The following is a 25,251-nucleotide window of genomic DNA, read 5'->3' as shown; positions in this document are numbered from 1 at the left end:
CTTCTCTTTCTTCTAAAAAAGAAAATTCGTACTCAGAAAATTAGACTGATGCTCGCCGACAATCGTGTTCAGTATGGCTTTGTTGGCGTCGGTTTCTTTGGTCGCTACGCAGGTACGAATCGAGAACGAACGAAGTGCGTCTTCCACGGACAGCGTTCCTTCGGCTGAATCTTTGCGCCCCGTAAACGGAAACGTGTCCGGCCCGCGCTGACACTGTGCGTTGATGTTTACCCGGCATACCAGATTGACCAGCGGATCGATCAGGTCGGCGATGGGTTTGGTATCCGTTCCGAAAATACTGGCCTGCATGCCGTGGCTGTCGGTTTCCAGGTACTCGATAAACTCTTCTACGTCATCGTACGCGACAACCGGTACGACCGGGCCAAATTGTTCATCGCGGTACAGTTTCATACCGTCTTTGACGGGGTAAACCACCGCCGGCTTGAACAGACTCCCGGCGTATTCCCCGCCCCCTTCGTTCCTGATCGTTGCTCCGCCCGCTTCGGCATCGCGAATCGTATCGTTGAGGTAGTCGACCTTATTGGGTTCGGGTAACGGGGTAATCTGGGCACCATCCGTCCAGGGCATACCCAGTTTCAGGGCGCTAACCGCCGGGCAGAACTGTTCCAAAAACCGATCGGCGATCGACCGATGTACCCAGATGATCTTGATAGCCGTACAACGCTGCCCATTGAACGAAAGCGCCCCGAGCAGACACTCTTTCACGGCTACGTCGAGGTCGGCGTCGGGGAGCACGATCGCTGCGTTTTTGGCGTCGAGGCTAAGGATTGAGCGAAGCCGATTGAGTTTTGGATGATGCCGCTGTAACTCATCAGCGACCTTACTCGACCCGATCAGGGTCAGTACGTTTACCTTACCCGATTGCATGACAGGTGGCACAACGACCGCCCCGCGCCCGTAAATCGAGTTGACGACACCCTTCGGAAAGCTGGTTCGGAACGCTTCCAGAAGCGGATAATGAAGCAACGATCCGTGTTTGGGCGTCTTGAACAGAATCGTGTTGCCCATCAGAATACTCGGGATGAGCGTCGTGTAGGTTTCGTTGAGGGGGTAGTTAAACGGTCCCATCGCTAGCACAACCCCCAGCGGAGCCCGGCGAATCTGCCCGATAATCCCTTCCTCCACCCGAAACCGCGATCCGGCCCGGTCGATGTCCTTCAACGCGTCGATGGTATCGTAGATGTACTTTACGGTGCGATCGAACTCTTTGGTCGAATCGGCGAGGTTCTTGCCAATCTCCCACATCATCAGCGACACAACGCGCTGTTTCTGTTCGAGCATCTTGCCCACGAAGGTTTCCATGCAGGCAATACGCCCGGCCACCGACATGGTGGGCCATTCGCCCCGTCCGTTGTCGTAGGCGGCTACGGCCGCGTCGAGGGCTTCCATAGCTTCCTTTTCCGTGCCGACGGGGAAGCTGCCGACCAGCCGGGGCTTGATAGTACCATCGGCATCGGGCGCGCCGATCTGTGAGTAAACATCGGTCGTGGGGCCGTCCCACTGCCGCATTTCACCATTGATAAGATACTCCCGCTGGTGTACGGGTTCAATACGATACGCGACCGGAATCTGATCGTCGGCGGGGAAAAGCTGCGTCAGCGAAGGTGTATTCATAACGAATCGGGTTGTCTGAACTAACGGCGGTAAACGTCGCCATTGTCGAAACGAATTCCAACCCGCTCCGGCTTAATTTGATCGTTCCGGCACCGATCCGGTTCAAAGCAGCGCGTACTTATACCTACGGACGGACCTACCTGTCAAAATACCCATTCATACAGTTTTTCCATAGCTACTCTATCGGTCAAACAATCTGTCAGTCAGCTAATTACCGTTTAATAAACTTTCAAAACAATACACACATTATCCATAAGTCGCTGACTATTAACACTCTGTTAACAGATTAAATTGATTAACCGGTAGTTTGCCCTTATTTTTAGGCTCTGTTTCTCCGCACCGTCCCCGCCGTAAATTACTTCCTCCCATTATCCCATTTTATACTTGTGTCTACCGTATTTGTACACATGAATCAGCGCCTGGTCAGGCGCGCAGGCCGTGGCATGGGCTTACTGCTGCTGTCGCTAGGGTTAGCGCCGGCGATTTTTGCGCAGACTACGTATTATGTAGCCGCCAACGGTAACGATGGCAATTCCGGCCGCTCGTCCGACAGCCCGTTTCAGTCGCTGGCTAAAGTCAGTGGCCTGACGCTCCAGCCGGGCGATCAGGTGCTGCTGCGCCGGGGCGACACCTTTCGGGGCACCCTTTACATCCGTCAGTCGGGTTCGTCGGGCAGTCCCGTCGTTGTCGACGCGTACGGGTCGGGCAACAAACCTGTTATTGCGGGATCGACGCTCGTGACGGGCTGGACCAACATCGGCAACAACACCTGGCAGGCCAGTTGCCCCAGTTGTGGCAGCCGCGTAACCGGCGTTTACCGCGACAACAGTGCCCTACCGCTGGGGCGTTACCCTAACTTCAGCGACGCGAACAAAGGCTACCTGACCATTCAGTCCCACAGCGGCCGGGGACAGATTACCAGTCAGCAATCGCTCTCGACCAACTGGGCGGGTGCCGATGCCGTCGTTCGCTCGGCGACCTGGGTGATCGACCGCGTAACCATTGCACAGCAAAGCGGCAACACCCTCTCGTTTGCCAGCAACACCACGTATGAACCGACCGATGGCTGGGGTTATTTCGTTCAAAATCACCCGGCTACACTCGATCAGGTCGGCGAATGGTACTATAACCCCAACGACAAGACGATTCGCCTGTACGACAACCAGAACAACCCCAACAACCAGTCGATCGCCATCACGACAGCCAGCGAAGGAGTAAATCTGACGAACGTCAACAACGTGACGGTACGCAACATCAAGGTTACGCAGACGCTGTCGGCGGGTATCCTGTCGGTCAACGGAAACGGCATTACGGTTTCGGGCAATGACGTTACCAATTCGGGCGAAAACGCTATTTTCTTCAACGGGTCGGGTAGTGGCATAACGCTGGAGAACAACCTGCTCGAAGACGCCAACAGCAGTGGTCTGACGATTCAGGCCTTCCAGAATTTCACCTTCCGGGGCAACACCGTACAGCGCATCGGCCTGGTGCCCGGCCGGGGTGCCAACGGCGACGGCAGCTATTCCGGCCTTCAGTCGAGCTGCACCAACAACTCGCTGATCGAATACAACGTCTTCGACTACATTGGCTACACGGGCGCTTCCGTCGTCACCAGTTCGACGGTACAGTACAACCGGGTCTCGAACTACTGCATGACCAAAAGCGACGGTGGCGGCTTGTATACCTGGAACGGTAACCGTAACAACACCACCGGCTTACGCTTCCTGTCGAATATTATTTACAACGGCGTAGGCGCACCGGAGGGGGCACCGATCAACGCCACGACCGGGGCACACGGCATTTTTCTGGACGACTGTACCATCAACGCGGAGGTGTCGGGCAACTCGATTTTCCGGGTCGCCGGCATGGGTATCTTCCTGCGCGGGGCGTACAACAACACGCTGAAAAACAACACGCTGTTCGACAACGGCGAGGAGCAGATCAAGATCGCGGCCAATCAAATCTGTACCCCCCGCAACATCGTCAGTCAGAACAACATCTTCGCCAGCAAACTGGCTACCCAGCTGGTCGCGGCTTACGAATCGAATGCGAACGACCTGAGTCAGTACGGATCGTTCGACTACAACTACTACATGCGGCCGTTCGAGGATCAGTTCAAGATTCAGGCCGTCTACAACCCCGGCTCCGGACTGACCGGGCAGCGGCTTTCACTGGCGGAATGGCAGAGCAAGTACGGGCAGGACCGGAACTCGTTCAACAGCCCGATCACGTACAAGACGCAGATGGTCACGCAGACCGGCACGACGCTGCTGAACTTCCCGTATTCCGGCAACATCAATGGCTGGGGGGTATGGTCGCCCTACGGCAACGGCCGGGCCGACTGGGATAATACCAACAAGCTCGACGGTGGGTCGATGAAACTGTCGTTTGCGTCGTCGTCGGGTAAAAGCGACAGCTACCTGCTGGCAACGATCAGCCTGGGGAGCGTCCGGAAAGGGCAAACGTACCAACTGCTGCTCGACGGGATTGCCTCGGGTGCCAACAAACGCCTGACCGTTTACCCACGGCAGCAGGCCGGCAGCTACCGCGATCTGGCCGACCGCACGACCTTTGTGCTCGGTACGAGCCGTCAGAATCTGGAAGCAACGTTCACCGCCAACGCCGATGAGTCGAACGCGATTCTGGTCGTGCAGGCCTACGAAGATGGCCAGACAGCCTGGGTCGACAACCTGATTATGCGGGAAGCTACCCTGTCGACGCTCAACCCCGACGATTACATTAAAATCGTCTACAACGCGTCGAATCAACCAACGAACGTAGGACTGGACGGCACCTACCGCGACGCGAAAAACACGGCCTACACCGGACAGATCACGCTGGCTCCGTACACGTCGGCCCTGCTGCTCAAACAAACGTCGACCACCACCACCCCAACCCCTACGCCGGTTAGCCTGCGCGATCCGGAGAACCCGGCGTCGACCACAAGCGGGCTTGATTACCAGTACTACGAAGGAAGCTGGACATCGCTGCCCAACTTCGCATCGCTCACGCCGGCCAAGACCGGAACGGCCTCGACCGTCGATTTCTCCATGCGTGGCCGGGATCAGAATTACGGGCTGCGGTTTACGGGCTATATCAATGTTCCCACCGACGGCACCTACACGTTCTACACCACCTCCGACGACGGCACGAAACTGTACATCGGCACCACCGAAGTCGTGAGCAACGACGGTGTTCACGGCGATCAGGAGCAATCGGGTACCATCGGGCTGAAAGCGGGCAAACACGCCATTACCATCGTTTATTTCCAGGGCGTAAATGGTCAGTCGCTGAGCGCCAGCTACAGCGGGCCCAACCTCAACAAACAGGTTATACCCGCCAGCGCGTTCTTCCGCGTCCCGACGACGACGACCACACCCACTCCATCGGGATCGGGCGTGTATCTGTCGGACCTGACCTGGACCTCGGCCACCAACGGCTACGGCCCCGTAGAGAAAGACAAGAGCAACGGCGAGTCCGGCGCGGGCGACGGACGCACCATCACCCTAAACGGACAAACCTACGCCAAAGGGCTGGGCACACACGCAGCGTCTTCCATCAGCTACAACCTGGGCGGGCAGTACACCCAGTTTATCACCGACATGGGCCTGGACGACGAGATCGCCGACGCGGGTTGCGGCAACGTCGAGTTTCAGGTGTTCGTGGACGGGGCCAAAGTCTACAGCAGCGGCAACATGAACGCGGCCACCGCCACCAAGTCGATCGTGCTGGACGTGTCGGGTAAGCAGACGCTGACGCTGGTGGTCACCGACGGGGGCGACGGGGCTGCCTGCGACCACGGCGACTGGGCCGGGGCGCGGCTGATTCCCAGCTCGACAAAGCCGGTAACGAGTTCGTCGTTCTACCTCTCGGACCTGACCTGGACCTCGGCCACCAACGGCTACGGCCCCGTGGAAAAAGACAAGAGCAACGGCGAGTCCGGCGCGGGCGACGGACGCACCATCACCCTAAACGGACAAACCTACGCCAAAGGGCTGGGCACACACGCAGCGTCTTCCATCAGCTATAACCTGGGCGGGCAGTACACCCAGTTTATCACCGACATGGGCCTGGACGACGAGATCGCCGACGCGGGTTGCGGCAACGTCGAGTTTCAGGTGTTCGTGGACGGGGCCAAAGTCTACAGCAGCGGCAACATGAACGCGGCCACCGCCACCAAGTCGATCGTGCTGGACGTGTCGGGTAAGCAGACGCTGACGCTGGTGGTCACCGACGGGGGCGACGGGGCCGCCTGCGACCATGGCGACTGGGCCGGAGCGCGACTGACCAAAACCAGTGGCAGTCGTGTGGCGGCTACCGTGCAGCCAGAAGCCGGTTCATTCACGGCCGATGTATATCCGAACCCAGCCCGCGACATGCTTAAAGTCCGCTATTGGGCGGCTACAGCGGGCGATCTGTCGCTGCAACTACTCAGTCAGGCGGGGCAACCCATGATTCGGCAGGTGTATACGGTTACCGCCGGCGAAAACCTGATTAGCGTACCGGTGCAGGAGATTCCACGGGGCTTTTACATTCTGTCGCTGATTCAGGGGCAGCAGCGCGTGACGAGCAAGGTAATTCTGGCGGAGTAAATACGATACGGATAAGATTAATCAGGTTGGGGGCGTTTGTCGGTTTACGGCAAGGCGTTCCCAACCTGCTGCGTTAAGCCAGACCGTATCGCTCCTGAATCATGGCCATGAAGGCTTCGTTGGTCATCTCTTTCCACTTCGCGTACAGGCCCTGCGCGTCGGCTCCCGCCAGATACCGCAACTGATCCGTATCATCGGTAGCCGCCCGGTAGATCACCTCGGCAATCTGATCGGCGGAAGAATACGCGCCACCGCTTTGCTGAAAAGCAGCCATCACCTGCTGTATGTCTGCGTCGTATACACTGGGGCCGTCCGTTGTTTGCTGTAAGGATCGGGTGGCAAAGTCGGTGGCAACGCCCCCCGGCGCTACAATCTTGACCCGAATACCAAACGGCCTTAGCTCGTAGTTGAGCGATTCCGACAGGCCGTCAAGCCCGAATTTGGTAGCGTGGTAAATCGAGTTGAACGGTAAACCGACCAAGCCCCCGATAGACGTAACGTTGATAATCGTTCCCCGCTTCTGCTCGCGCATCGCCGGCAAGACCCCCTGAATCATGCGGATGGCCCCGAACAGATTGGTTTGAAACTGATCCATCAGTTTTTCAGCTGAAACGGTTTCCAGAGGGCCAAACAGGCCGTAGCCCGCGTTGTTGAGCAGCACGTCGACGCCCGAAAAATCACGCAGGACCTGATCGATCGTCGTACGGATACCGGCCGGCTGCGTAACGTCAAGTGCATAGAGCCGTACCCCCGCAATGTCAGTCAGTTCATTCTCCCGGTCCGGGTGGCGCATCGTAGCCGCTACGTTCCAGCCCTGTGCCGCAAACAGACGGGCCGTCGCTTTACCGATTCCCGACGATGCCCCCGTAATCAATATGGTTTGGCTCATGGTTAGTCTACGTTGGTTTGGGAAAGCCGCATTCATCGTAATGCCGTAGCAGCTTCGGCAACCCGATCCGTATTGATGATGTCGACACCTAATTTTTTAAGCGTTTTCCAGGCGTCCGGCTGATCGGGGATGGCCCACAGGCGGACAGGTTTGCCATCGCTGTGCGCCCGTTTGATGACGCGCTTCAGCTTGTCCCGGTCTTCGCCCGACAGGTCGCCCGTCCCGTTCCAGCGGGTATACGATTGCAGGTTGTCGCTGATCATGGCCACTTTTTGCAGCGTTTCCTGATCATATACTTCGCTCGGTCGCCCGTCGAACTGGAGCAGCGGGTAGTCGAGAAATTTATCGGGGCGGGGCCGGTTGCCGCTGATAATCACCTGCACCGCACTGGCGTTGGCGTTCCGATTAAAGCTAACCAGGTTCGCTTGCAGCATGTCGATCAGCTTGGGCAGCGCCACGGTCGGGTCATCTTTCACGTCGATCATCAGGCCGAACGTATAGTCGCGGTCGGCGCTGACTTTGCCGTTGTGCTGGGCAAACAAAGCCGCAATGGGTTTCAGGTAGAGCGAATCGAGCGTCGGGGCGTTGGGGCCGGGCTTGTCATGCGACACGACCAGCTTGCCGTTCTGCACCCATACGTCGGCTTCGATAAAGTCGGCTTTGTGCGCGTAGGCGTTCACAAACGGTTTCGGCTGCACATAATCGTTGTGCGCGTGGATTTTCTGGGCGAACAGACTGGTCGCTGATAGCCAGCCAAACAGCAGTAACCAATAGCGTTGCATACGTGCAGGTGGTATGTGTGGCAGAAAGGTAAGCAACCTGACGGACTTCAGGTAAATTCTTTTCGGGTTTACCGTAGTCGGTTTACAGTTTACGGGTAGTAGCTTCCAGCCAGCGAACCGTAGACCGATTGCTGTAAACCGTAAACCACGGCCTGCGCTACCAGCGTAGTTGGGTGTGGTTAATGATGCGTTATCGTTGGCGGTTCGGCGGCAACTGGCTATTTTTGGCTTATTCTACGATCAGACCACCGCATCGATCAATCAGTCTGACGGGCGCGGTGCTGTTATTTTTTACCAATGGATTTACTAAAAGGCAAAGTCGTACTCATTACGGGTGCATCACGGGGTATTGGCCGGGCGATGGCTCAGAAATTTGCGCAGGAAGGGGCAACCGTAGCCTTCACTTATCTGTCGAGCGTTGAAAAAGGACAGGCGCTGGAAGAAGAACTGCGGCAGTTTGGCGGGCAGGTGAAAGGCTACCGCTCCGATGCGTCGGATTTTAAAGCCGCCGACGACCTCATCACGCAGGTTATCGCGGACTTCGGCAAGCTCGACGTGCTGGTCAACAACGCGGGCATCACCAAAGATGGGCTGCTGATGCGGATGTCGGAAGAACAATGGGACACCGTTATCAACGTTAATCTGAAGTCGGTCTTTAACCTGACCAAAGCCGCCATCAAACCGATGATGAAAGCCAAAGCCGGGTCGATCATTAACCTGACGTCGGTGGTCGGTATCCGGGGGAACGCGGGGCAAGCCAACTATGCCGCGTCGAAAGCGGGGATCATCGGCTTCACCAAGTCGGTAGCGCTGGAACTGGGCTCGCGGAACATCCGCTCCAACGCCATTGCACCGGGCTTTATCGAAACCGAAATGACCGGCGAAATCAATGAAAAAGCCGTCGAAGAATGGAAGCAGCAGATCCCGATGAAGCGGGGTGGCCAACCCGATGAGGTAGCCGACTGCGCCGTTTTTCTGGCGTCTGACCTCTCGCGCTACATCACCGGTCAGGTGCTGCAGGTCGATGGGGGGATGTTAACATAGTGGTTTACGGTTTTCAGTATTCGGTTTACGGCGGTTCAACCCGAGCGAACGCCGTAAACCGAATACCGTAAACTGACTACCGAAAACCTGATTTCAATGTCCAACGTTATTTTCCAATCGTCGCCCTGGTGGATACTGGTTTGTTTGCTGGTGGGGGCCGTGTATGCGTACGCCCTGTACCAGCCGTTGCCACTGACCACAACGGGCACGACGGTGGGCGGCTTCGACCGGCGTACAACCTACGGACTGGCAGCGCTGCGCTTCCTGGCGGTAAGCCTGCTGTGCTTCCTGCTGCTTGACCCACTCATCCGCAGTATTCAGACTGCGACGGAGAAACCCAAGATCGTTCTGGCCGTCGACAATTCGGAGTCGGTAGTGGCGGGTGGCCGGCCCGCGATCAACCGGTCGATGACGGCCTTGCAGTCGCTGCGGCAGCAACTGACCGACAAAGGCATGGAGGTGACGGTGCGTACGCTCGACGATACGCTGACCGATGCCGGTACCGACCTCACCCAGATTCCCTTTACCCGCCGAACGACCGACCTGTCGGGACTGCTCAACGGCGTCCGGTCCGACTACGAAGGGCGCAACCTGACCGATGTGGTCCTGATGTCCGACGGCATTTTCAATCAGGGTTTATCGCCTACCTTCGGACAGTATCCGTTCACCGTCAATACGATTGGGCTGGGCGACACCATTCCCCGCAAAGACATTCAACTTAAAGGCGTAGTGGCCAACCGCATCGCCTATCTGGGCAACCAGTTTCCGGTGCAGGCCGAAATTGTCAGCTACGGCTATCAGGGACAGTCGGCCACGGTTGTGCTGACACAGGGCGGGCGCGAACTGGCCCGGCAGTCGGTGCGCTTCGGACAGGGCGACGCCTTCAATCAACTAACGTTCCAAACCACCGCCACGCGCAAAGGCGTACAGCATTACGTAGTCGAGGTACTGCCGCAACCGGGTGAATACACGACCCGGAACAACCGGCAGGACGTGTACATCGACGTTATCGACGGGAAAGAAAAGGTGCTGCTCCTGGGGCTAGCCCCCCACCCCGACATTCGGGCGATCCGCAGCATTCTCGAAAAAAATCAGAACTATGAGGTCGACGTACGGGTGCTGACCGGCTCCGTCGACCCCACCCCGCCCGCGGGCAAGAAATATGACCTTATCATCCTGCACCAGATTCCCGATAACCGGGGCACGGGCAATGCCGTTTTCCAGACGCTGCTGAGTGGCAACACGCCGATGCTGTTCGTGCTGGGTAGTCAGTCATCAATCGGGCCGTTTACGGCGTCGAACCCGGTACTGCAAATCAGCGGACCGGGCACGCAGATCGACAAAGTCACCGCGTATTTCAACACCGATTTCAAGCAACTCGCGTTCGACCCCGCCAAGCTCGACTTGCTAGCCAAGTTGCCGCCAATTACCGTTCCGTACGGTGAATACCACGCGCAGCCGGGTAGTGAAGTCGTGCTCTGGCAACAGATCGGCACTGTCAAAACAACCAAGCCGCTGCTGGCCTTCAACGTAACGTCGCCCCGCAAAACGGCCGTACTGGCCGGTGAAGGGCTCTGGGCGTGGCGACTGGAAGAATACGCGCTGACCGAAAAGCAGGAGGTAGTCGACGAACTGTTGCAGAAGATCATTCAGTTGATTTCGGTGAAGGAAGATCGGCGGAAGCTACGCGTCTACCCCATCCGTAACGAGTTCGTCGCGGGCGAGAAAGTCATCTTCGAAACCGAACTCTACAACGACATCTACGAGCGTCAGTACGACCAACCCGTCCGGCTGCAACTGACCGACGAACGGAACCGGACGCTTAGTTATGCGTTCACGCCCACGGCCGCTAACAGCCGTTACGAGATCAGCCAGTTGCCCGAAGGGGCATACCAGTTCCGGGCAACGGCTACGCTCAATGGCCGGGCCGAGCAGTCGTCGGGGCAGTTCATCGTCCGGACGCAGCAACTCGAAGCACTCAACACCACCGCCGACCACGCCATGCTGCGGCAGTTGGCCAGTCAGACCGGCGGTCGTTTTTACAAGCCCGCGCAGGTCGATGCGCTGGTGAACGCGCTGGCAAATCGGCCCCATCCCGCCCGCCTGAGCAGCACCGAATCCATCGACGAGATCATCAACTGGCGGTGGCTGTTCTTCGCCGTACTCCTGCTGGCAACCATCGAATGGGGCCTGCGGAAATTCTACGGGGGGTATTAGACAGCTTTTCTATTCCTTCTATTTCAACACCTGTTTGCTAGTCAGCAGTTACGCTGTTTCGGCTACCGAACAGGTGTTTCTTCTACAGTACCATACGCGGCCCTACCGGAACAATCAATCTGACAAGAGGCTGACAGCTAAAATGGTAACTCTTAAAAAAACCTAATTCTACGCGCGACGCGGTCCGCCTGTCGAGGCAAAAAAGCACTTTTGTGCAACGCCTACGGGCAGACCTAACTCGACGCCGATGAATCGGACTTACCAACGCTTTGGCTGTCTACTGCTGACAGCCTGGTTACTGAGTTGTCCTGCCCTGCGGGGCCAGATCAACCCAGTTGATCTGGGTGTGCTACGGGCCAGCCTGACGCCTTTCCAACCCCAGGCTCTTACAGACACCACGCTGCTTGGGCTGACTACGCCATTGACAGTCGGCAAAACTATCGTTGCGGTTGGCGAAGTCACGCATGGAACGCATCAGACAGCCGATGTACAGGCCAAACTAGCCCGCGATCTGTGCCGAACCCAGCGATTCAATACGATTGTGCTGGCCGAGGTGTATGCATCAGCTACGCTGGCGCTCAACCGTTACGTACTACTCGATGAGGGGACGTTACAAGGCGCATTGACTCCGCTCGCCGATGCGCAGCCGATCGCCCCCCAACTTATCGAGCTGATCCGGTGGGTCCATCAGCAAAATCGGCACCGCCCTTTTGCTGAACGCATCTGGCTGGTGGGTACCGAAATCGATTCACCGGGACAACTAGCCCAGCTACTCCGGTTAACGCCTGGGATACCGGCTGACGCGGATTCCGCTCTAGCCACGTTGAGCTACTTACCGGTTCATCTCTTAAAGAAGGCTTATTCGTCCGCAGCGCAGGCATCGGCACAAGCTATGTTCAACCAATGCCTGCGCAGACTACCCACTACCCAGCCTGACTCGCTGGGCTTGCTGGCCCGCTGGCAACAGCACCTGCTCAGCCAACATCAGCTCGCCTGGGCTATTCACCGGCATGACGAAGAGGCACCCCGCGATTCGGCCATGTTTGCCAGCATCCAATGGCTGCTGGCACAGCGTCCCCACACCAAAATCGTTATCATCAATGCCCATAATGCGCACATCGAAAAGCAACCCTGCTACCAACTAGGCTTCCGGGGTGTTAAACGCCTTGGCCACTATTTGCACCAAGCCTACGGCAGTGCTTACTGCGCACTGGGCACAGAAATCGATGGGGGGCGTTTTCTAAGCCGGTATGACCGTAGGGGCGACAGTCTGGTCAGTGTCGCAATGCCCGGTTCACGTAAAGGCATGGGACGCCTACTGAGTTCGCTGCTGCCAGCTAGCTACGGTCTTCTCGACTTACGGGGCCAGGCCATGGGCGACTTTTTCCGGGCTTATCAACCACGACTTTCCTACGGCACCAGCAGTCAGGGCGTGGGCTACCTGGCTCCCAGCCAGCATATTCCACTGGCCTTCGACGGTCTGATCTTTCTGGGTCCTTCCCATCCGGCTCATTTTATCCATATTACGCCACCCGAACTATTCGGCGTCTACCTAACATTGCCCCCGGCCCGAATCGACAGTCTGGTCAGGCGGCAACGGTTACTGATTGACTGCGGGCAAATTAGCTGGGTTGGTCAGCCTGCTCGTCAGAGCGACCTTCACCTACAGGTTTACCAGCACGATGGTCGAAAGCGATTGCTGAGCTTTGCGGCTCAGGGACTCGCGGGTCACGTAAACCGCAGCTTGCTTGTTGGCTTGCATCCCCGCACGCGTTATCTGAGTATCAGTGTAGTCAGCCGGAACGGGCAGCAGTGTCAGATTGGCCAAATCAGATTGAATGGGCAGCCGGTCGACAGCCAGCTGTTTCAGCTCATTCCCGCTCCTCCTTTCAGCGTGGCACCACTGGCGATGGACTACCAACCGCAGGGGAGTGGCTTTGCCCTGCACTACGAACCAGCTACCACTCAGCCCTGAATCCGGACTTAACGGGTAGCTTTGACCTACGGTGCAGGGTTCAGCTACCCGGACAGATTTAAGTACATCAGAACCTCCTCAATCAACTACATGCTCAAACGTTTCGCGATCACTTGTGCGTTTCTTTCAGCGCTAACCGCACACAACACAGGCTACGCTCAGGCTACGTCTACAGGCAATGCCTGGCTTAGCGGGGGGATCGGTAAATCGTATCTTCCCAGTGGTATGCTGGCAGCAGGCTATGAATTTGCCAACAAGCCTACCCTGCTTATTGCTCGTTACATCCTTAACACGGAATTGCTTTCCGACAAGCAACCCGGTCTTCGATTGAGTGAAGCGAGCCTGCTTTACGGCTTAAAAACGGGAAAATTCCGGTTCTCTGCAGGCCTGAGCGGGCTATGGGGCGTTGATCGAGGGCAGTTAATTCGTGTAGACCCTGACCCGCTTATTTATGGTTCGCAGTACTACGAGCCAGTCAACTATACCACCGTAGGCATTCCGGCTGAAATACGGTTTATTACGTCGACCAAAACCCTCGGTATCGGCGTGACCGCCTTTGGTAACCTGAATACAAGCCGGTCATTCGCCGGGCTCAATATCTCGTTCTACGCCGGGAAAATGAACTAGCCCGTTCCATCGAGGCAGCGAGGTTGGCAGGCCAGCTACTTCTATCGATCAATCGTGATCTGATAGGTGACGTTGTCTGTTCCGATCGATACCGGCTTTTGGTTAGCCTGCACTTCCGTCAGGTGCATCCAACCGTCGCACTTATTGGTGTTTCGCTGAGCCGTCAACCGAAGCGTACCGACAGGCTGCTCGTCTAATTCGATGGCGTATTGCCGGGATAGTGCATCGCTTTCGAGCAACTCGTACCCTAGTTGGTAAACGTATCGATACTGCGTAGTCGTCGGAATCGGCCGGAACTGAGTCAGGGGAACGACCACCTTCGAACCACTGGTCGACGTATAGGCCAGTCGTAGTGTTTTCGCCTGTAGCGAATCGGTCACAAGCGGTTGCCCCTGCACAGCAACAAACGCAAACTGGTATTGCGGGGGCGAATTCTGGCAGAGTGGTTGGTCGCAGCCCATCAGTAGCAAGCCACTTAGCAATCCGGCAACGATAGGTAAAAAGCGTGTCTGCATGGTGTAGTTCGTTTTTTGATGACGACCCGTCCGTAACAAAAAGGGTTGCTTTCTTATGGCGTTGTGCAAACGATATGATAACGCCATAGAATGCTACGTTTGTCGTACTTTGGTATAAACTTGACCTCTTATGCGTCGCTTCTCCATTCAGATTCCGCAGCCCTGCCCCCAGTCGTGGAACGATATGCAACCGAACGAAACGGGTCGATTCTGTGCCAGCTGCCAGAAAACGGTAGTCGACTACACAGCTCTGTCTGATCAGGAACTGATAAAACAACTGGCCCGGCCCACGGCCGAAACACGCTGTGGACGCCTGCGCGACGATCAGTTGAACCGCCTGTTGGTGGCAGACACAGCTGAAAACAACTGGCAGCGCTGGCTCAGCCTGTTGACCATGGGCTGGCTTGGTCTGCAAACCGCTCTGGCTCAGCAGCACCCCACAAAGCCGACAGCATCGACACACCCGACGCAAACATCACCGGTTCAGCCCAGCTTTACACCAATTGTGCGGCCCGATCGCCCGCTTACTACAGATCGTACAAAGCCACTGACGATCACCGGGTGCGTACGGCTGCGCGATACAGCTGGTATCGTCCGACCACTGGCAAACGCTTACGTATCGGTTGGCTACTATCACGGTAATTGGCAGATGAAAACTGATCGTGATGGTACGTATAGCCTGACAATCACCGCGCTGGAAAAGCCGACTACGCTCAACGTTCACGTCAACAGTAGTGACACCGTGCGTACAGAATACAACAATTCATGCCAGATTCAGACCACGGGAATGGAGAAGACGATTCAACTGAATGATGTCACGCTGGTACAGTACGCCCCCCGCCAGTCGCGAACGATCTCCGGGGGGGGCCTGGCGATCATCCCGGCTCCTACACGCTGGCAAAAGTTCTGGCGCGGTCTGCTTCATCGACAGCCGCGCCAGAACGGGTAACTTATCCCTTGTAAAACACCCACTTCGACAGTTCCTTGTAGGTGATCTTCTTGCCGTACATCAGGATACCGACCCGATAAATGCGGGCGGCCAGCCAGATCGTGCCGAGGAAGCCCAGCACCAGTAACACCATCGACAGGGCCAACTGCCAGCCCGGCACGCCAAACGGAATCCGAACCATCATAATCACGGGTGACGTAAACGGAATCATCGAAGTCCAGAACGCCAGCGGCCCGTCGGGGTCGCGGACGACGAACTGCGCGAAGGCAATGGATGCGATGATCGGTAGCATAATCGGGAACATGAACTGCTGCGTTTCGGTCTCGTTATCGACAGCCGCGCCGATGGCTCCGAAGAGAGCGCTGTAGAGCAGGTAGCCGCCCATGAAATAGAAGAGAAAGCAGGAAATAATCAGCGGCAGGTTCAGCGTATCGATAGCCGCCATGATGTTGGCTGCCGGACCGCCAGCCGCCAGTTTGCGTTCCATCGCTTCCCGCCCACCAGCCGACACGGTCGGCACGGAACTGACCCGGCTGCTCACGGCCGACTCCGCCGTTTGTTTGGGCGACTGCCCCAGTATTGCCGATCCGACCGTCAGCAGGCCGACCGTCAGGACAATCCAGAGCAGAAACTGCGTCAGGCCCACCAGGGCTACCCCGATGATTTTGCCCAGCATCAGTTGAAACGGCTTCACCGACGAGATAATGACTTCGATAATGCGGTTAGTCTTTTCCTCCATCACACCCCGCATCACCTGCGTGCCGTAGATGAGCATCATGATGTAAATCATCACGGCACAGGCCCCGCCGATGATCGACGTAGCGACCGAACTGCTGTTCTTTTCGCCTTCTTCGCTCAGGCTGATCGTCTGCGCGTCGACGTTGACTTTGGCGTCTTCAATCACCTTCTGGGTAATACCCGCCCGGTTCAGCTTTATCGTTTCAATCTCCCGCGAAATGGCCCGTTCGACATTGTTCTGCACGTCGAGACTGACGCTTTTCTCGGCAAATATTCGTACCGTTTTCGGTTGTTCGATTACGTTTTTGGGAATATAGACCAGTACGTCGTATCCTTTCTTGACGAACGACTTTTTAGCCGCGTCCAGCGACTCCTTCGGATAGGCGTAGGCCGACTCCTTGTCGTTTTTGAATTTCCCCTGAAACAGGCCCGTCTCGTCGACAACGGCAATTTTTTTCTGGTTAATCGAACTGATTGCCGCCCAGCCGATGACGCCGTAGAAGGCCGTTATCAGCAGCGGCCCCAGGATGGTCATGATGATAAACGACTTCTTGCGCACCCGAACCAGGTACTCGCGTTTTAGAATGATAAAGATGGTATGCATGAAATAAAGAGCGAAAGAGTGAATGAGCGAAAGAGCGAAAGAGCGAATAAGTCCAGAGCAGCCGCTCTTTCACTCTTTCGCTCCTTCGCTCTTTGAGCCTTCTACCGTCCGGATAAAGATGTCGTTCATACTGGGGATGTTTTCGCCGAACGAGCGGAGTGATACCCGGTCGAGAAGGAACCGGATCAGATCGTTGACCGACGCGTCGGGCGGAATCTGAATGTCGACCCGCTGGAAACCGTCGTCGGTCTGTCCCGCCTGTTTGAGCGCGAACGCTGCGGGCAGTTCACCCAGCGTTCCCTGGTATTCGATATGGTAGGTATGCGTGCGAAATTGCTCCTTGATGGCCCGCTTCGAGCCGTCGAGCACCTTGTGCGAGCGATTGATCAGCGCAATATGATCACACAGTTCCTCGACAGATTCCATGCGGTGCGTCGAGAAAATAATTGTCTTACCCCGGTCGCGCAGTTCCAGAATCTCGTCCTTGATCAGATTGGCGTTGATGGGGTCGAAGCCCGAAAACGGCTCGTCCAGGATAATCAGTTCGGGGTCGTGCATGACAGTCGCCACAAACTGCACCTTCTGCTGCATCCCCTTCGACAGATCTTCGACCTGCTTGTCCCACCAGGTTTTGATATCGAACTTGATGAACCAGCTTTTGAGCTTTTCCATCGCCTGCCGCTCGTTGAGTCCTTTGAGCTGCGCCAGGTAAAGCAGTTGCTCGCCCACCTTCATCTTCTTGTACAGCCCGCGCTCTTCGGGCAGGTAGCCAATGTTACGGATGTGGCTCGGATTCAGCCGCTCTCCCATCAGCAAAACGGTTCCCTCATCGGGGGCCGTAATCTGGTTGATAATGCGGATAAGCGATGTTTTTCCCGCGCCATTGGGGCCCAGTAGTCCGAAGATACTGCCCTTGGGTACAGACAGGCTAACATCGTCCAGTGCCCGGTGTTCGGCATACTGTTTGACGATGTGATGCGTTTCCAGAATGTTCATGCGATATAGGGGCGGTACCAAGCCGCTTGGGTCGTAAACCTACTGACAATGGGGCGACGGGCAAACAAAATCGGTTAAAAGGTAATTGAATTCGGTGAATGGCGGGAAATCGCAGGCTTCAGCATGACGATCCGCCGGTTGCTTGTATTTTTGCGGTACGGCTGTGCTTACCCCGTCCACGCCCGCGACTATTGTTTTTTATGCCCTTAGACTCATACGCGCTGTTGCTGGGTGCCCTGTTAGCACTGATCCTGGCCGGCTTTTTCTCCGCCGTCGAAATGGCCTACGTATCGGTCAACCGATTCTATTTCGAGCTGCACGGGAAGCAGGGACCGCTGGGCGAAAAGCTCGTTTCCGAATTTCTGCGCAACCCCGTCCTGTTCATCGGCACCACCCTGACGGGCAATACGCTCTTCCTGGTCATCTACGCCGTGCTGGGCGTCACGGCCCTCAATCCGCTGCTGGTCGACTGGCTCCCGACCGACTGGACCGAGCATGAGTCTGTTCTGATCGGACTGGAAACGCTTATCCTGACGGTCGTCTTCCTGCCCATTGCCGATTATTTACCCAAGAGTCTGGCGCTGATTCACCCCGACCGGTTTCTGGAAAGGCTGGCGGTACCGCTGTGGGTGATCTACCGAACCATCGCTCCTATTGTCCGGGTACTGGTCGGGATCGCCCGGCTGATCATTCGCTACGTATTCAGAAAACGCAACCCTGAGATCCGCCCCGTCTTCGGCCTGACGGATCTGAATCAGTACCTGCAACAGCTCAATCAGAAAGCAAGCCCCGAGGAGGAAGTAGACGTCGACGCGCGCATTTTTAACAACGCCATCGAGTTTCGCGACGTACGAGTGCGCGACTGTCAGGTGCCCCGCACGGAAATTACCGCCGTCGCCGTAGACGATTCGATCGAAGACCTACGGCAGGCGTTTCAGGAAAGCGGGCACTCGAAAATCATCGTGTACCGCGACACGATCGACGATGTAATCGGCTACTGCCACGCACTGGCACTTTTCCGTAAACCGGACTCGATCGAGTCGATCGTAACACCCCTTATTACGGTACCGCAGAGTATGCCCGCGCAGGACTTGCTGCTTCGTTTTCTGTCGGAACGGCGTAATCTGGCACTGGTTGTAGATGAGTTTGGGGGCACGGCCGGTATCGTCAGCATCGAAGATATGGTCGAGCAGATTTTTGGGGAGATTCAGGACGAGTTCGACAGTAATGAAGACTGGGAAGAACGGCAGATCGACGCCAACACCTGGCTGCTCAGCGCCCGCCACGAGATCGACGACCTGAACGAAAAATACGGCTGGCATATCCCCGAAGGCAATTACGACACCCTCGGTGGCCTTATTCTGGCTACCAACGAAGACCTGCCCCGTGTCGGTGAAGTGATCGAGCTGTCGCCGTTTACGTTTACGATCGTATCCATGAACGGCTCCCGCATCGACACCGTCAACGTGCACCGGAAGGTGGGTAGAGAAAGCTAAAAATCGGTTATAAATGTAGCCCAGACGTCCACGTCTGGAGGCCGGCAGGCCAGCTACTCAGAGCGGAAGCCATCTGGTCGCTCCGCGCCCTCCAGACGTGGACGTCTGGGCTACACACGAATGATGAACCAAAAACAAACCATTGCCCGGCAGTTGCTGGAAGTAAAAGCCGTACGGCTGCAACCTGAAAATCCGTTCACCTGGAGTTCAGGCTGGAAATCACCCATCTACTGTGACAACCGCGTAACGCTAGCCTTTCCGGACGTACGCACGTACATCAAAAACGCACTGGCCGACGCCATCCGGCAGCAGTTCCCCACGGCGCAGGCCATTGCCGGTGTTGCCACGGCGGGGATTCCACAGGGCGCACTTGTCGCCGATGCGCTGAACCTCCCCTACTGCTACGTCCGGCCCGAACCCAAGAGCCACGGCATGGGCAAACAAATCGAAGGGCAACTGGCAGCCGGTCAGTCGGTCGTTGTCATCGAAGACCTGATCTCGACGGGCGGCAGTTCGCTGAAAGTTGTTGATGCGCTTCGGGCAGCGGGTGCTAACGTGCTGGGCATGGCAGCCATTTTCACGTACGGTTTCCCGATAGCCGCCCAAAATTTTACCAGCAAAGGCGTCGAGCTTGTCTGCCTGAGTGATTACAACGCGCTGCTCACCGAAGCCGAGTCGATGAAGTATATTTCGGCCGATGCGATGAATTCGCTGGCGTCCTGGCGCGAAAATCCCGCCGACTGGACCGGTCAGTAAGCACACCCTAATTTAGTTATCACCCGCTACCATGCCGACCATTTCCGCCCGAATCGAGCGCACACCGTACGAAACGCACATTACGACCCCGACCCAGGTCGTGGTCTCCGACGAACCGACCGATGTCGGCGGTCAGGATCGGGGCATGAAACCCGGCGAGTTACTGGCGGGTTCACTGGCGGCCTGCACGGTTATCACGCTACGCATGTACGCCGACCGTAAGGAGTGGCCGCTCGACGCAGCCGTGGCCCATGTCGACTACAGTTACGACCGGGAGCAAAAACGGTCGCGCTTCGAGCTGCAACTGGTCTTGACGGGAGAGCTTAGTGATGAACAACGGGAGCGACTGCTGGAGATCGCGGAGAAGTGCCCAATCCATCAGATCCTCGAACACCCCGCCGACTTCCATACGACGCTGGCAAACCCGTAGCTTATCTCGCGTGGTTATTCTCTCTTCTGTCATCCCGACGGAGCCAGGCGGCCGGTGCCGAGGGATCTTCGGAAATAGCCAGGTAGTCATGCCAGCTACCGAAGATCCCTCCTGTTGTCGGGATGACAAAACACTCGCACTATACTCGATCAGTCAATCACTTACAAAATCAACCGTTATCAATCCTTCAGCATCGATTTCAGGTCTGACGAGCGAGTTGGGTAAGCAAAGATTGTGTTGACGAGGTCCGTCGCTTTGATGTGATGTACCATTGCCACGGTAAACAGATTGATCAATTCATCGCTGCCTTCCCCCAACAGATGCGCGCCCAGAATCGCGTCGGTATCCGGGTCGATCAGCAGTTTGTAGCCCGATACGGGCTCGTTGATGTGCGCCGACGTGTACCAGTCGGTGGTGCTTTTACAGGATACGGTTACCGGCTTACCCTGCTCTTTTGCCTTTTCTTCCGTCAGCCCGACTGATGCCATGGGCGGAATCGTGTACACGGTCGTCGGAATGGGCCGCTCCTCGTATTGCTTCGTGTTGCCTTCCACCAGATTCGTCCCAACGATACTGCCTTCGTACGAAGCCAGCGGTGTCAGCGGTAAACCTTTCTCAGCCACGTCACCACAGGCATACACCGCCGGGTTCGACACGCTCTGCATAAACGCATTGACGACTACGCCCTTTTTACCAACCTCGACATTGGCTTTATCGAGCGCCAGTTCGTCTATGTCGGGAACCCGGCCGGCAGCGTGCACGACCAGTTTTGTCGGCACGGATACTTTTTTGCCGTCCTGCTCGTAATCGACAGTCAGGTTGCCTTTCTCACCCGAAATGGCCGATACGGTCGCGTTAACGAGTATCGTAATACCCGCAGCTTCCATCTCCTTTACCAGCATGCCGACCAGGTCGGGGTCGAAGCCACTCAGGGGCCGGGGGGTATCGTTGATAATCGTCACGGTAGCACCAGCGCGCATGGCTACGTTGGCAAACTCAAAGGCAATGTACCCCCCACCGACCAGCACCAATTCGTCTGGCAGTTCGTCCAGATTGAGAAAACCAGTACTGTCGATCAGCAGTTCTTCGCCGGGAATACCAAGCGGCATCGGCTTCAGGCCGGTAGCAATGACAAACTGTTCCCCCTTTATCTCCTCGTCGTTCACGCGGACGGTATCAGCCGATACAAACGTAGCAACGCCGTGGTACGACCGAATACCCTGTTCGTTGAATTTCTCGACCGTATTGTCGGGGATGGGTTCGGTAAAGGTTCGCTTGAACGCCATCAGGTCGGCCCAGTTGATGGTGGGTTGCCGATCGATGCCTTTGCCGGCCATGTAACTGGCGCGGGCTATGATTTCAGCGGCTCCCACCAGTATTTTTTTAGGGTCGCAACCCCGTTGCGAGCAGGTACCGCCAAAGGGGCGCTTGTCGATGATCGCTACCGATTTACCCGCCTTACGAGCGGCTTCGGCAGCGGTTTTACCCGCCGACCCTGTCCCGATCACAATCACATCTACAGTTTGCATGTACGGTTTTGGTTTCGTTATCTGTATAACCAGTTACATCCGCCGGCGGCTGAAAAATCTATCCAGCATCAGACAGCCGGTTTCAGCCTGATCCGGCAAGTCATAACCGGACGAGGATAAAACCGGATGTTTACTTCGCGGGTTAAGCAGTGCATACAGAAACAAGTATGAATCAACCGACAAACAACATCTGGTTTATCACCGGTATTTCCGGCGGGCTGGGGAAAGCCTTAGCCGAGTGCGTCATGCAGCACGGCGATTTCGTCATCGGCACGTTTCGCCAACAGCAGCAGGTCGATGCGTTCAACGAGCAATATTCCGACCGGGGTTTCGCGCTACTCCTCGACGTTACGAATGCGGAAGCGGTAAGCCAGACCGCACAGACTGTCATCGATCGCTTCGGCCGGCTCGACGTACTGGTCAACAATGCGGGGTATGGGTTTGCGGGAGCCGTCGAGGAAGCAACCGAAGCCGACGTACGCGCCGTTTTTGCCGCCAATTTCTTTGGTATGCTCGCCGTTACACAGGCCTTCCTGCCCTTGTTCCGGCGGCAGAAAAAAGGCCGTATTCTTCAGATTTCGTCGCAGTCGGGCGTAAAGGCGGTCCCCGGCTTCGGTATCTACAACGCCAGTAAGTTTGCCCTGGAAGGGCTGAGCGAAGCCCTGGCAGCGGAGGTTGCGCCACTAGGCATTCAGGTGACGCTAGTTGAGCCGGGACCGTTCCGCACCAATTTTGCCGGTTCTTCTTTCGGGCAGGCCGAACAGCACATCGCCGACTACGACGCCACCGCCGGTGCGTTTCGGCAGCGGATGGAAACCGCCAACGGGAAACAGGAAGGCGACCCCGCCAAAGCGGCCGAAGCTATCTGGCAGCTCGCGCAACAGGAAAACCCGCCCCTGCGACTCCCACTGGGCAAGATTGCCGTAGCCACCATTCAGGCCAAAATCGACAGCCTGCAACAGGACCTCGACGCTGGCCGCGCCGTTGCCGAACAGGCTGTGTTCGCTTGATGGGGCGTTTTTCAGTATATGCTTAGCCTTAGCTGTCCATCAACAACCAGTTATTTTCTGAAGGGTAACTGGTCGAATATGATTACGGAGCCATTAGCTCGTACAGTTAAACAAAAGGACGCCAGTAATGCACTGGCGTCCTTTTGTTTAACTGCACTTTCTACATTTGGTGCAAATCGGTACAAGTCAGGTTATCAATAGCTCGGAAGTCTCTGCCATTGCGACTTATGATCGTTGCTCCATACGTCAGAGCCGTAGCTGCGATAACGGCATCCGGCAATTTGATACGGTACCGTCTGCGCAAATCAATCGTTCTGTTTACAACCTCATCGCTTAGTCCATAAACCACAGCCGCGTCCACAAAGTCAGTAATTACCTGATTGACTTCCGAAAAGCCCAGCAACTCGATTTTTGTGATGACAGAAATACAGGGCGCGCTGTCGATTAGTTCGCCCAGAAAACTATGGCCTGCTGGGGGTAACCTACCTTCTGAAAAATCGATGATAGCGTTCGTATCAATCAGAAATTGCGCTCCCATTCAATTCGACTTTCAGCTAGTTCACGACGCATCTGTTCAGCCTGCTGGGGAGTGATACTCCCCGCCAGCCGTTCCGACAGTTTACGTGTGTCGTTAGTAACCGGTTTGTCAACCACTTCCAGTAATTGTAACGCAGCCAGTTCTTCAATCAGGCGGACAGTGTGTGGGTTTGTCACTCGAATCGTGAATGTCTGCATACGCTTATCAGTCTACGCTACGGCCGCATACAGCTCATCGCGCTGCTGCTTGACACGGGCATCGGTCAGGTAATCGTCGTAGGTCATCAGCTTGTCGAGCGTACCGGTCGGAGTAATCTCGATAATCCGGTTGGCAATCGTCTGCACGAACTGGTGGTCATGCGAGGTAAACAGCACCGGCCCTTTGAAATCGATCAGCCCGTTGTTGAGCGATTCGATCGACTCAAGGTCGAGGTGGTTGGTTGGCTCATCGAGCATCACAACGTTAGCCCCCGACAGCATCATTTTCGACAGCATACACCGTACTTTCTCGCCCCCGCTCAGCACGCTTGACTTCTTCAGCGACTCTTCGCCCGAGAACAGCATGCGCCCCAGGAAACCCCGGATAAAGCTTTCGTCTTTTTCCTCCGAGTACTGCCGCAGCCAGTCGACCAGGTTCAGATCGGTCTGGAAAAACTTTTCTTTTTCCGTGTCATTGGGGAAATACGACATCGTAATCGTGATCCCCCAGCGGAACGTACCCGAATCGGCTTTGCGTTCGCCCGCCAGGATGTCCATCAGGGCCGACACCGCCAGTCCGTCGCGGCTGTAGAGGAAAATCTTGTCGTTTTTGTTGACCGTAAACGACAGGTTTTCGAACAGCTTGGTACCATCTTCGGCCGTATAGCTCAGGTTTTCGACGGTCAGAATCTGATCGCCGGGTTCGCGCTCGGGCTTGAAATGCACGTACGGGTACTTGCGCGACGACGGCTGAATATCGTCGATCGTCAGCTTTTCGAGCAGCTTGGCGCGGCTGGTAGCCTGCTTCGACTTCGATGCGTTGGCCGAGAAGCGACGGATGAATTCTTCCAGTTCCTTGCGCTTGTCTTCGGTTTTCTTGTTCTGATCCTGCCGTTGTTTCAGGGCCAGTTGGCTCGACTCGTACCAGAACGAATAGTTACCGGCATAGAGCTTTACTTTGCTGAAATCGACATCGACGATCTGCGTACAGACCTGATCGAGGAAGTGACGGTCGTGGCTGACCACGATCACCGTATTTTCGAAGTTAGCCAGGAAGTTCTCCAGCCAGCCAACCGACTCGACGTCTAGGTTGTTGGTCGGCTCGTCAAGCAGCAGTACGTCGGGGTTGCCGAACAGCGCCTGCGCCAGCAGCACCCGCACTTTTTCCGAGCCATTCAGATCGCTCATCTGTGCGTAGTGCATGTCTTCTTTGATACCCAGACCCGACAGCAGGCTGGCGGCATCCGATTCGGCATCCCAGCCGTTCATCTCGGCAAACTCCGATTCGAGTTCGGCGGCTTTCTCGCCGTCGGCATCGGTAAACTCGGTCTTGGCGTAGAGTTCGTCCTTTTCCTGCATGATGTCGTACAGGCGCTTGTTACCCATGATAACCGTTTGCAAGACAGGGTATTCGTCGTAGGCCGACTGATTCTGGTTCAGCACCGACATCCGTTCGCCGGGGGTCATGGACACCGAGCCCGTCTGCGGTTCGATTTCGCCGGACAGAATTTTCAGAAATGTCGACTTACCGGCTCCGTTGGCACCAATGACGCCATAGCAGTTACCGGGAGTGAATTTTATCGTGACATCGTCAAACAGCACCCGCTTTCCGTAGCGGAGCGAGACGTTGGATACATTAACCATCTGGTGATTTTTCTGGTCAGATTAAGGCGACAAAGATACGACTTTTTGGCCGGAAAGCCGCTGCCCGTAGCCGGCCTTCCGCACCGGC

The 25,251-nt window shown here is 56.3% G+C and carries 20 protein-coding genes; 10 read left to right on the top strand and 10 right to left on the bottom strand.

The annotated features are described in order from the left end of the window. Positions 1-12: 12 nt before the first annotated feature. On the bottom strand, positions 13-1,635 hold the full coding sequence (locus tag CLV58_RS01375; protein ID WP_106135968.1) for an NADP-dependent glyceraldehyde-3-phosphate dehydrogenase: 1,623 nt from the start codon (positions 1,633-1,635) through the stop codon (positions 13-15). A 407-nt stretch (positions 1,636-2,042) separates the two neighbouring features. Here CLV58_RS01375 and CLV58_RS01365 point away from each other — a divergent pair, with 407 nt between their 5' ends. Next, positions 2,043-6,227: an NPCBM/NEW2 domain-containing protein gene (locus CLV58_RS01365; RefSeq protein ID WP_106135966.1), complete on the top strand. Its 4,185-nt coding sequence runs from the start codon at positions 2,043-2,045 to the stop codon at positions 6,225-6,227. A 73-nt stretch (positions 6,228-6,300) separates the two neighbouring features. Here the strand turns inward: CLV58_RS01365 and CLV58_RS01360 are convergent, their stop codons facing one another. Both CLV58_RS01360 and CLV58_RS01355 read right to left on the bottom strand, forming a co-directional pair. Beyond that, entirely contained in the window at positions 6,301-7,116 is an 816-nt protein-coding gene (locus CLV58_RS01360; RefSeq protein ID WP_106135965.1) for an SDR family oxidoreductase, read from the bottom strand. Positions 7,117-7,148: 32 nt separating this feature from the next. After that, positions 7,149-7,898: a phosphatidylinositol-specific phospholipase C/glycerophosphodiester phosphodiesterase family protein gene (locus tag CLV58_RS01355; protein ID WP_106135964.1), complete on the bottom strand. Its 750-nt coding sequence runs from the start codon at positions 7,896-7,898 to the stop codon at positions 7,149-7,151. Positions 7,899-8,195: 297 nt separating this feature from the next. Between CLV58_RS01355 and fabG the strand changes: the two genes are divergently transcribed. The 4 genes from fabG (at position 8,196) to CLV58_RS01335 (ending at position 13,761) form a co-directional block, all read left to right on the top strand. Beyond that, positions 8,196-8,942, top strand: coding sequence for a 3-oxoacyl-[acyl-carrier-protein] reductase (gene fabG, locus CLV58_RS01350; RefSeq protein WP_106135963.1), 747 nt, complete (start codon positions 8,196-8,198; stop codon positions 8,940-8,942). A gap of 96 nt (positions 8,943-9,038) precedes the next feature. Further along, positions 9,039-11,159, top strand: coding sequence for a hypothetical protein (locus CLV58_RS01345; RefSeq protein ID WP_106135962.1), 2,121 nt, complete (start codon positions 9,039-9,041; stop codon positions 11,157-11,159). A 247-nt stretch (positions 11,160-11,406) separates the two neighbouring features. Continuing rightward, on the top strand, positions 11,407-13,134 hold the full coding sequence (locus tag CLV58_RS01340) for an erythromycin esterase family protein (RefSeq protein ID WP_106135961.1): 1,728 nt from the start codon (positions 11,407-11,409) through the stop codon (positions 13,132-13,134). Positions 13,135-13,224: 90 nt separating this feature from the next. After that, a complete protein-coding gene (locus tag CLV58_RS01335; RefSeq protein ID WP_106135960.1) occupies positions 13,225-13,761 on the top strand; it encodes a hypothetical protein in 537 nt (178 codons plus the stop codon). 41 nt (positions 13,762-13,802) lie between these two features. Here CLV58_RS01335 and CLV58_RS01330 read toward each other — a convergent pair whose 3' ends face one another. After that, positions 13,803-14,276 carry a hypothetical protein gene (locus tag CLV58_RS01330; protein WP_106135959.1) on the bottom strand — a complete coding sequence of 158 codons (474 nt, stop codon included), beginning with the start codon at positions 14,274-14,276 and terminating at the stop codon, positions 13,803-13,805. 130 nt (positions 14,277-14,406) lie between these two features. On the opposite strand from CLV58_RS01330, the gene CLV58_RS01325 reads away from it, so the two are divergent. Next, complete coding sequence (locus CLV58_RS01325; RefSeq protein ID WP_106135958.1) at positions 14,407-15,225, top strand: hypothetical protein; 819 nt, start codon at positions 14,407-14,409, stop codon at positions 15,223-15,225. A 1-nt stretch (position 15,226) separates the two neighbouring features. Here CLV58_RS01325 and CLV58_RS01320 read toward each other — a convergent pair whose 3' ends face one another. Together CLV58_RS01320 and CLV58_RS01315 are read right to left on the bottom strand one after the other, a co-directional pair. Then, positions 15,227-16,567 carry an ABC transporter permease gene (locus CLV58_RS01320; protein ID WP_106135957.1) on the bottom strand — a complete coding sequence of 447 codons (1,341 nt, stop codon included), beginning with the start codon at positions 16,565-16,567 and terminating at the stop codon, positions 15,227-15,229. Between the two features lie 69 nt (positions 16,568-16,636). Next, positions 16,637-17,563 carry an ABC transporter ATP-binding protein gene (locus tag CLV58_RS01315; RefSeq protein ID WP_106135956.1) on the bottom strand — a complete coding sequence of 309 codons (927 nt, stop codon included), beginning with the start codon at positions 17,561-17,563 and terminating at the stop codon, positions 16,637-16,639. A 200-nt stretch (positions 17,564-17,763) separates the two neighbouring features. On the opposite strand from CLV58_RS01315, the gene CLV58_RS01310 reads away from it, so the two are divergent. From CLV58_RS01310 to CLV58_RS01300, 3 genes are all read left to right on the top strand, one after another. Next, a complete protein-coding gene (locus CLV58_RS01310; protein ID WP_106135955.1) occupies positions 17,764-19,059 on the top strand; it encodes a hemolysin family protein in 1,296 nt (431 codons plus the stop codon). Positions 19,060-19,179: 120 nt separating this feature from the next. After that, the gene (gene pyrE / locus CLV58_RS01305) at positions 19,180-19,815 is read left to right on the top strand and encodes an orotate phosphoribosyltransferase (protein ID WP_425443480.1); all 636 of its coding nucleotides are present in this window, start codon (positions 19,180-19,182) and stop codon (positions 19,813-19,815) included. Positions 19,816-19,846: 31 nt separating this feature from the next. Further along, positions 19,847-20,245, top strand: a complete 399-nt coding sequence (locus CLV58_RS01300) for an OsmC family protein (RefSeq protein ID WP_106135953.1) — start codon at positions 19,847-19,849, stop codon at positions 20,243-20,245. 179 nt (positions 20,246-20,424) lie between these two features. On the opposite strand, the gene CLV58_RS01295 is transcribed toward CLV58_RS01300, so the two are convergent. Then, entirely contained in the window at positions 20,425-21,774 is a 1,350-nt protein-coding gene (locus tag CLV58_RS01295) for a dihydrolipoyl dehydrogenase family protein (protein ID WP_106135952.1), read from the bottom strand. Between the two features lie 167 nt (positions 21,775-21,941). On the opposite strand from CLV58_RS01295, the gene CLV58_RS01290 reads away from it, so the two are divergent. Next, entirely contained in the window at positions 21,942-22,784 is an 843-nt protein-coding gene (locus CLV58_RS01290) for an oxidoreductase (protein WP_106135951.1), read from the top strand. A 160-nt stretch (positions 22,785-22,944) separates the two neighbouring features. On the opposite strand, the gene CLV58_RS01285 is transcribed toward CLV58_RS01290, so the two are convergent. Genes CLV58_RS01285 through CLV58_RS01275 form a run of 3 tightly spaced genes read right to left on the bottom strand, consistent with a single transcriptional unit; the run spans position 22,945 to position 25,163 of the window. Continuing rightward, positions 22,945-23,322: a type II toxin-antitoxin system VapC family toxin gene (locus tag CLV58_RS01285; RefSeq protein WP_106135950.1), complete on the bottom strand. Its 378-nt coding sequence runs from the start codon at positions 23,320-23,322 to the stop codon at positions 22,945-22,947. Next, a complete protein-coding gene (locus CLV58_RS01280) occupies positions 23,304-23,519 on the bottom strand; it encodes a hypothetical protein (RefSeq protein WP_106135949.1) in 216 nt (71 codons plus the stop codon). The genes CLV58_RS01285 and CLV58_RS01280 overlap by 19 nt, the downstream gene beginning before the upstream one ends. A 12-nt stretch (positions 23,520-23,531) precedes the next feature. Then, positions 23,532-25,163 carry an ABC-F family ATP-binding cassette domain-containing protein gene (locus tag CLV58_RS01275; protein WP_106135948.1) on the bottom strand — a complete coding sequence of 544 codons (1,632 nt, stop codon included), beginning with the start codon at positions 25,161-25,163 and terminating at the stop codon, positions 23,532-23,534. Positions 25,164-25,251 lie beyond the last annotated feature (88 nt).

This window comes from Spirosoma oryzae, assembly GCF_003002825.1.
In the GTDB taxonomy this organism is placed as follows: domain Bacteria; phylum Bacteroidota; class Bacteroidia; order Cytophagales; family Spirosomataceae; genus Spirosoma; species Spirosoma oryzae.
The sequence above is the reverse complement of the archived record's forward strand: the minus strand, read 5'-3'. Positions and strand labels throughout refer to the sequence as shown.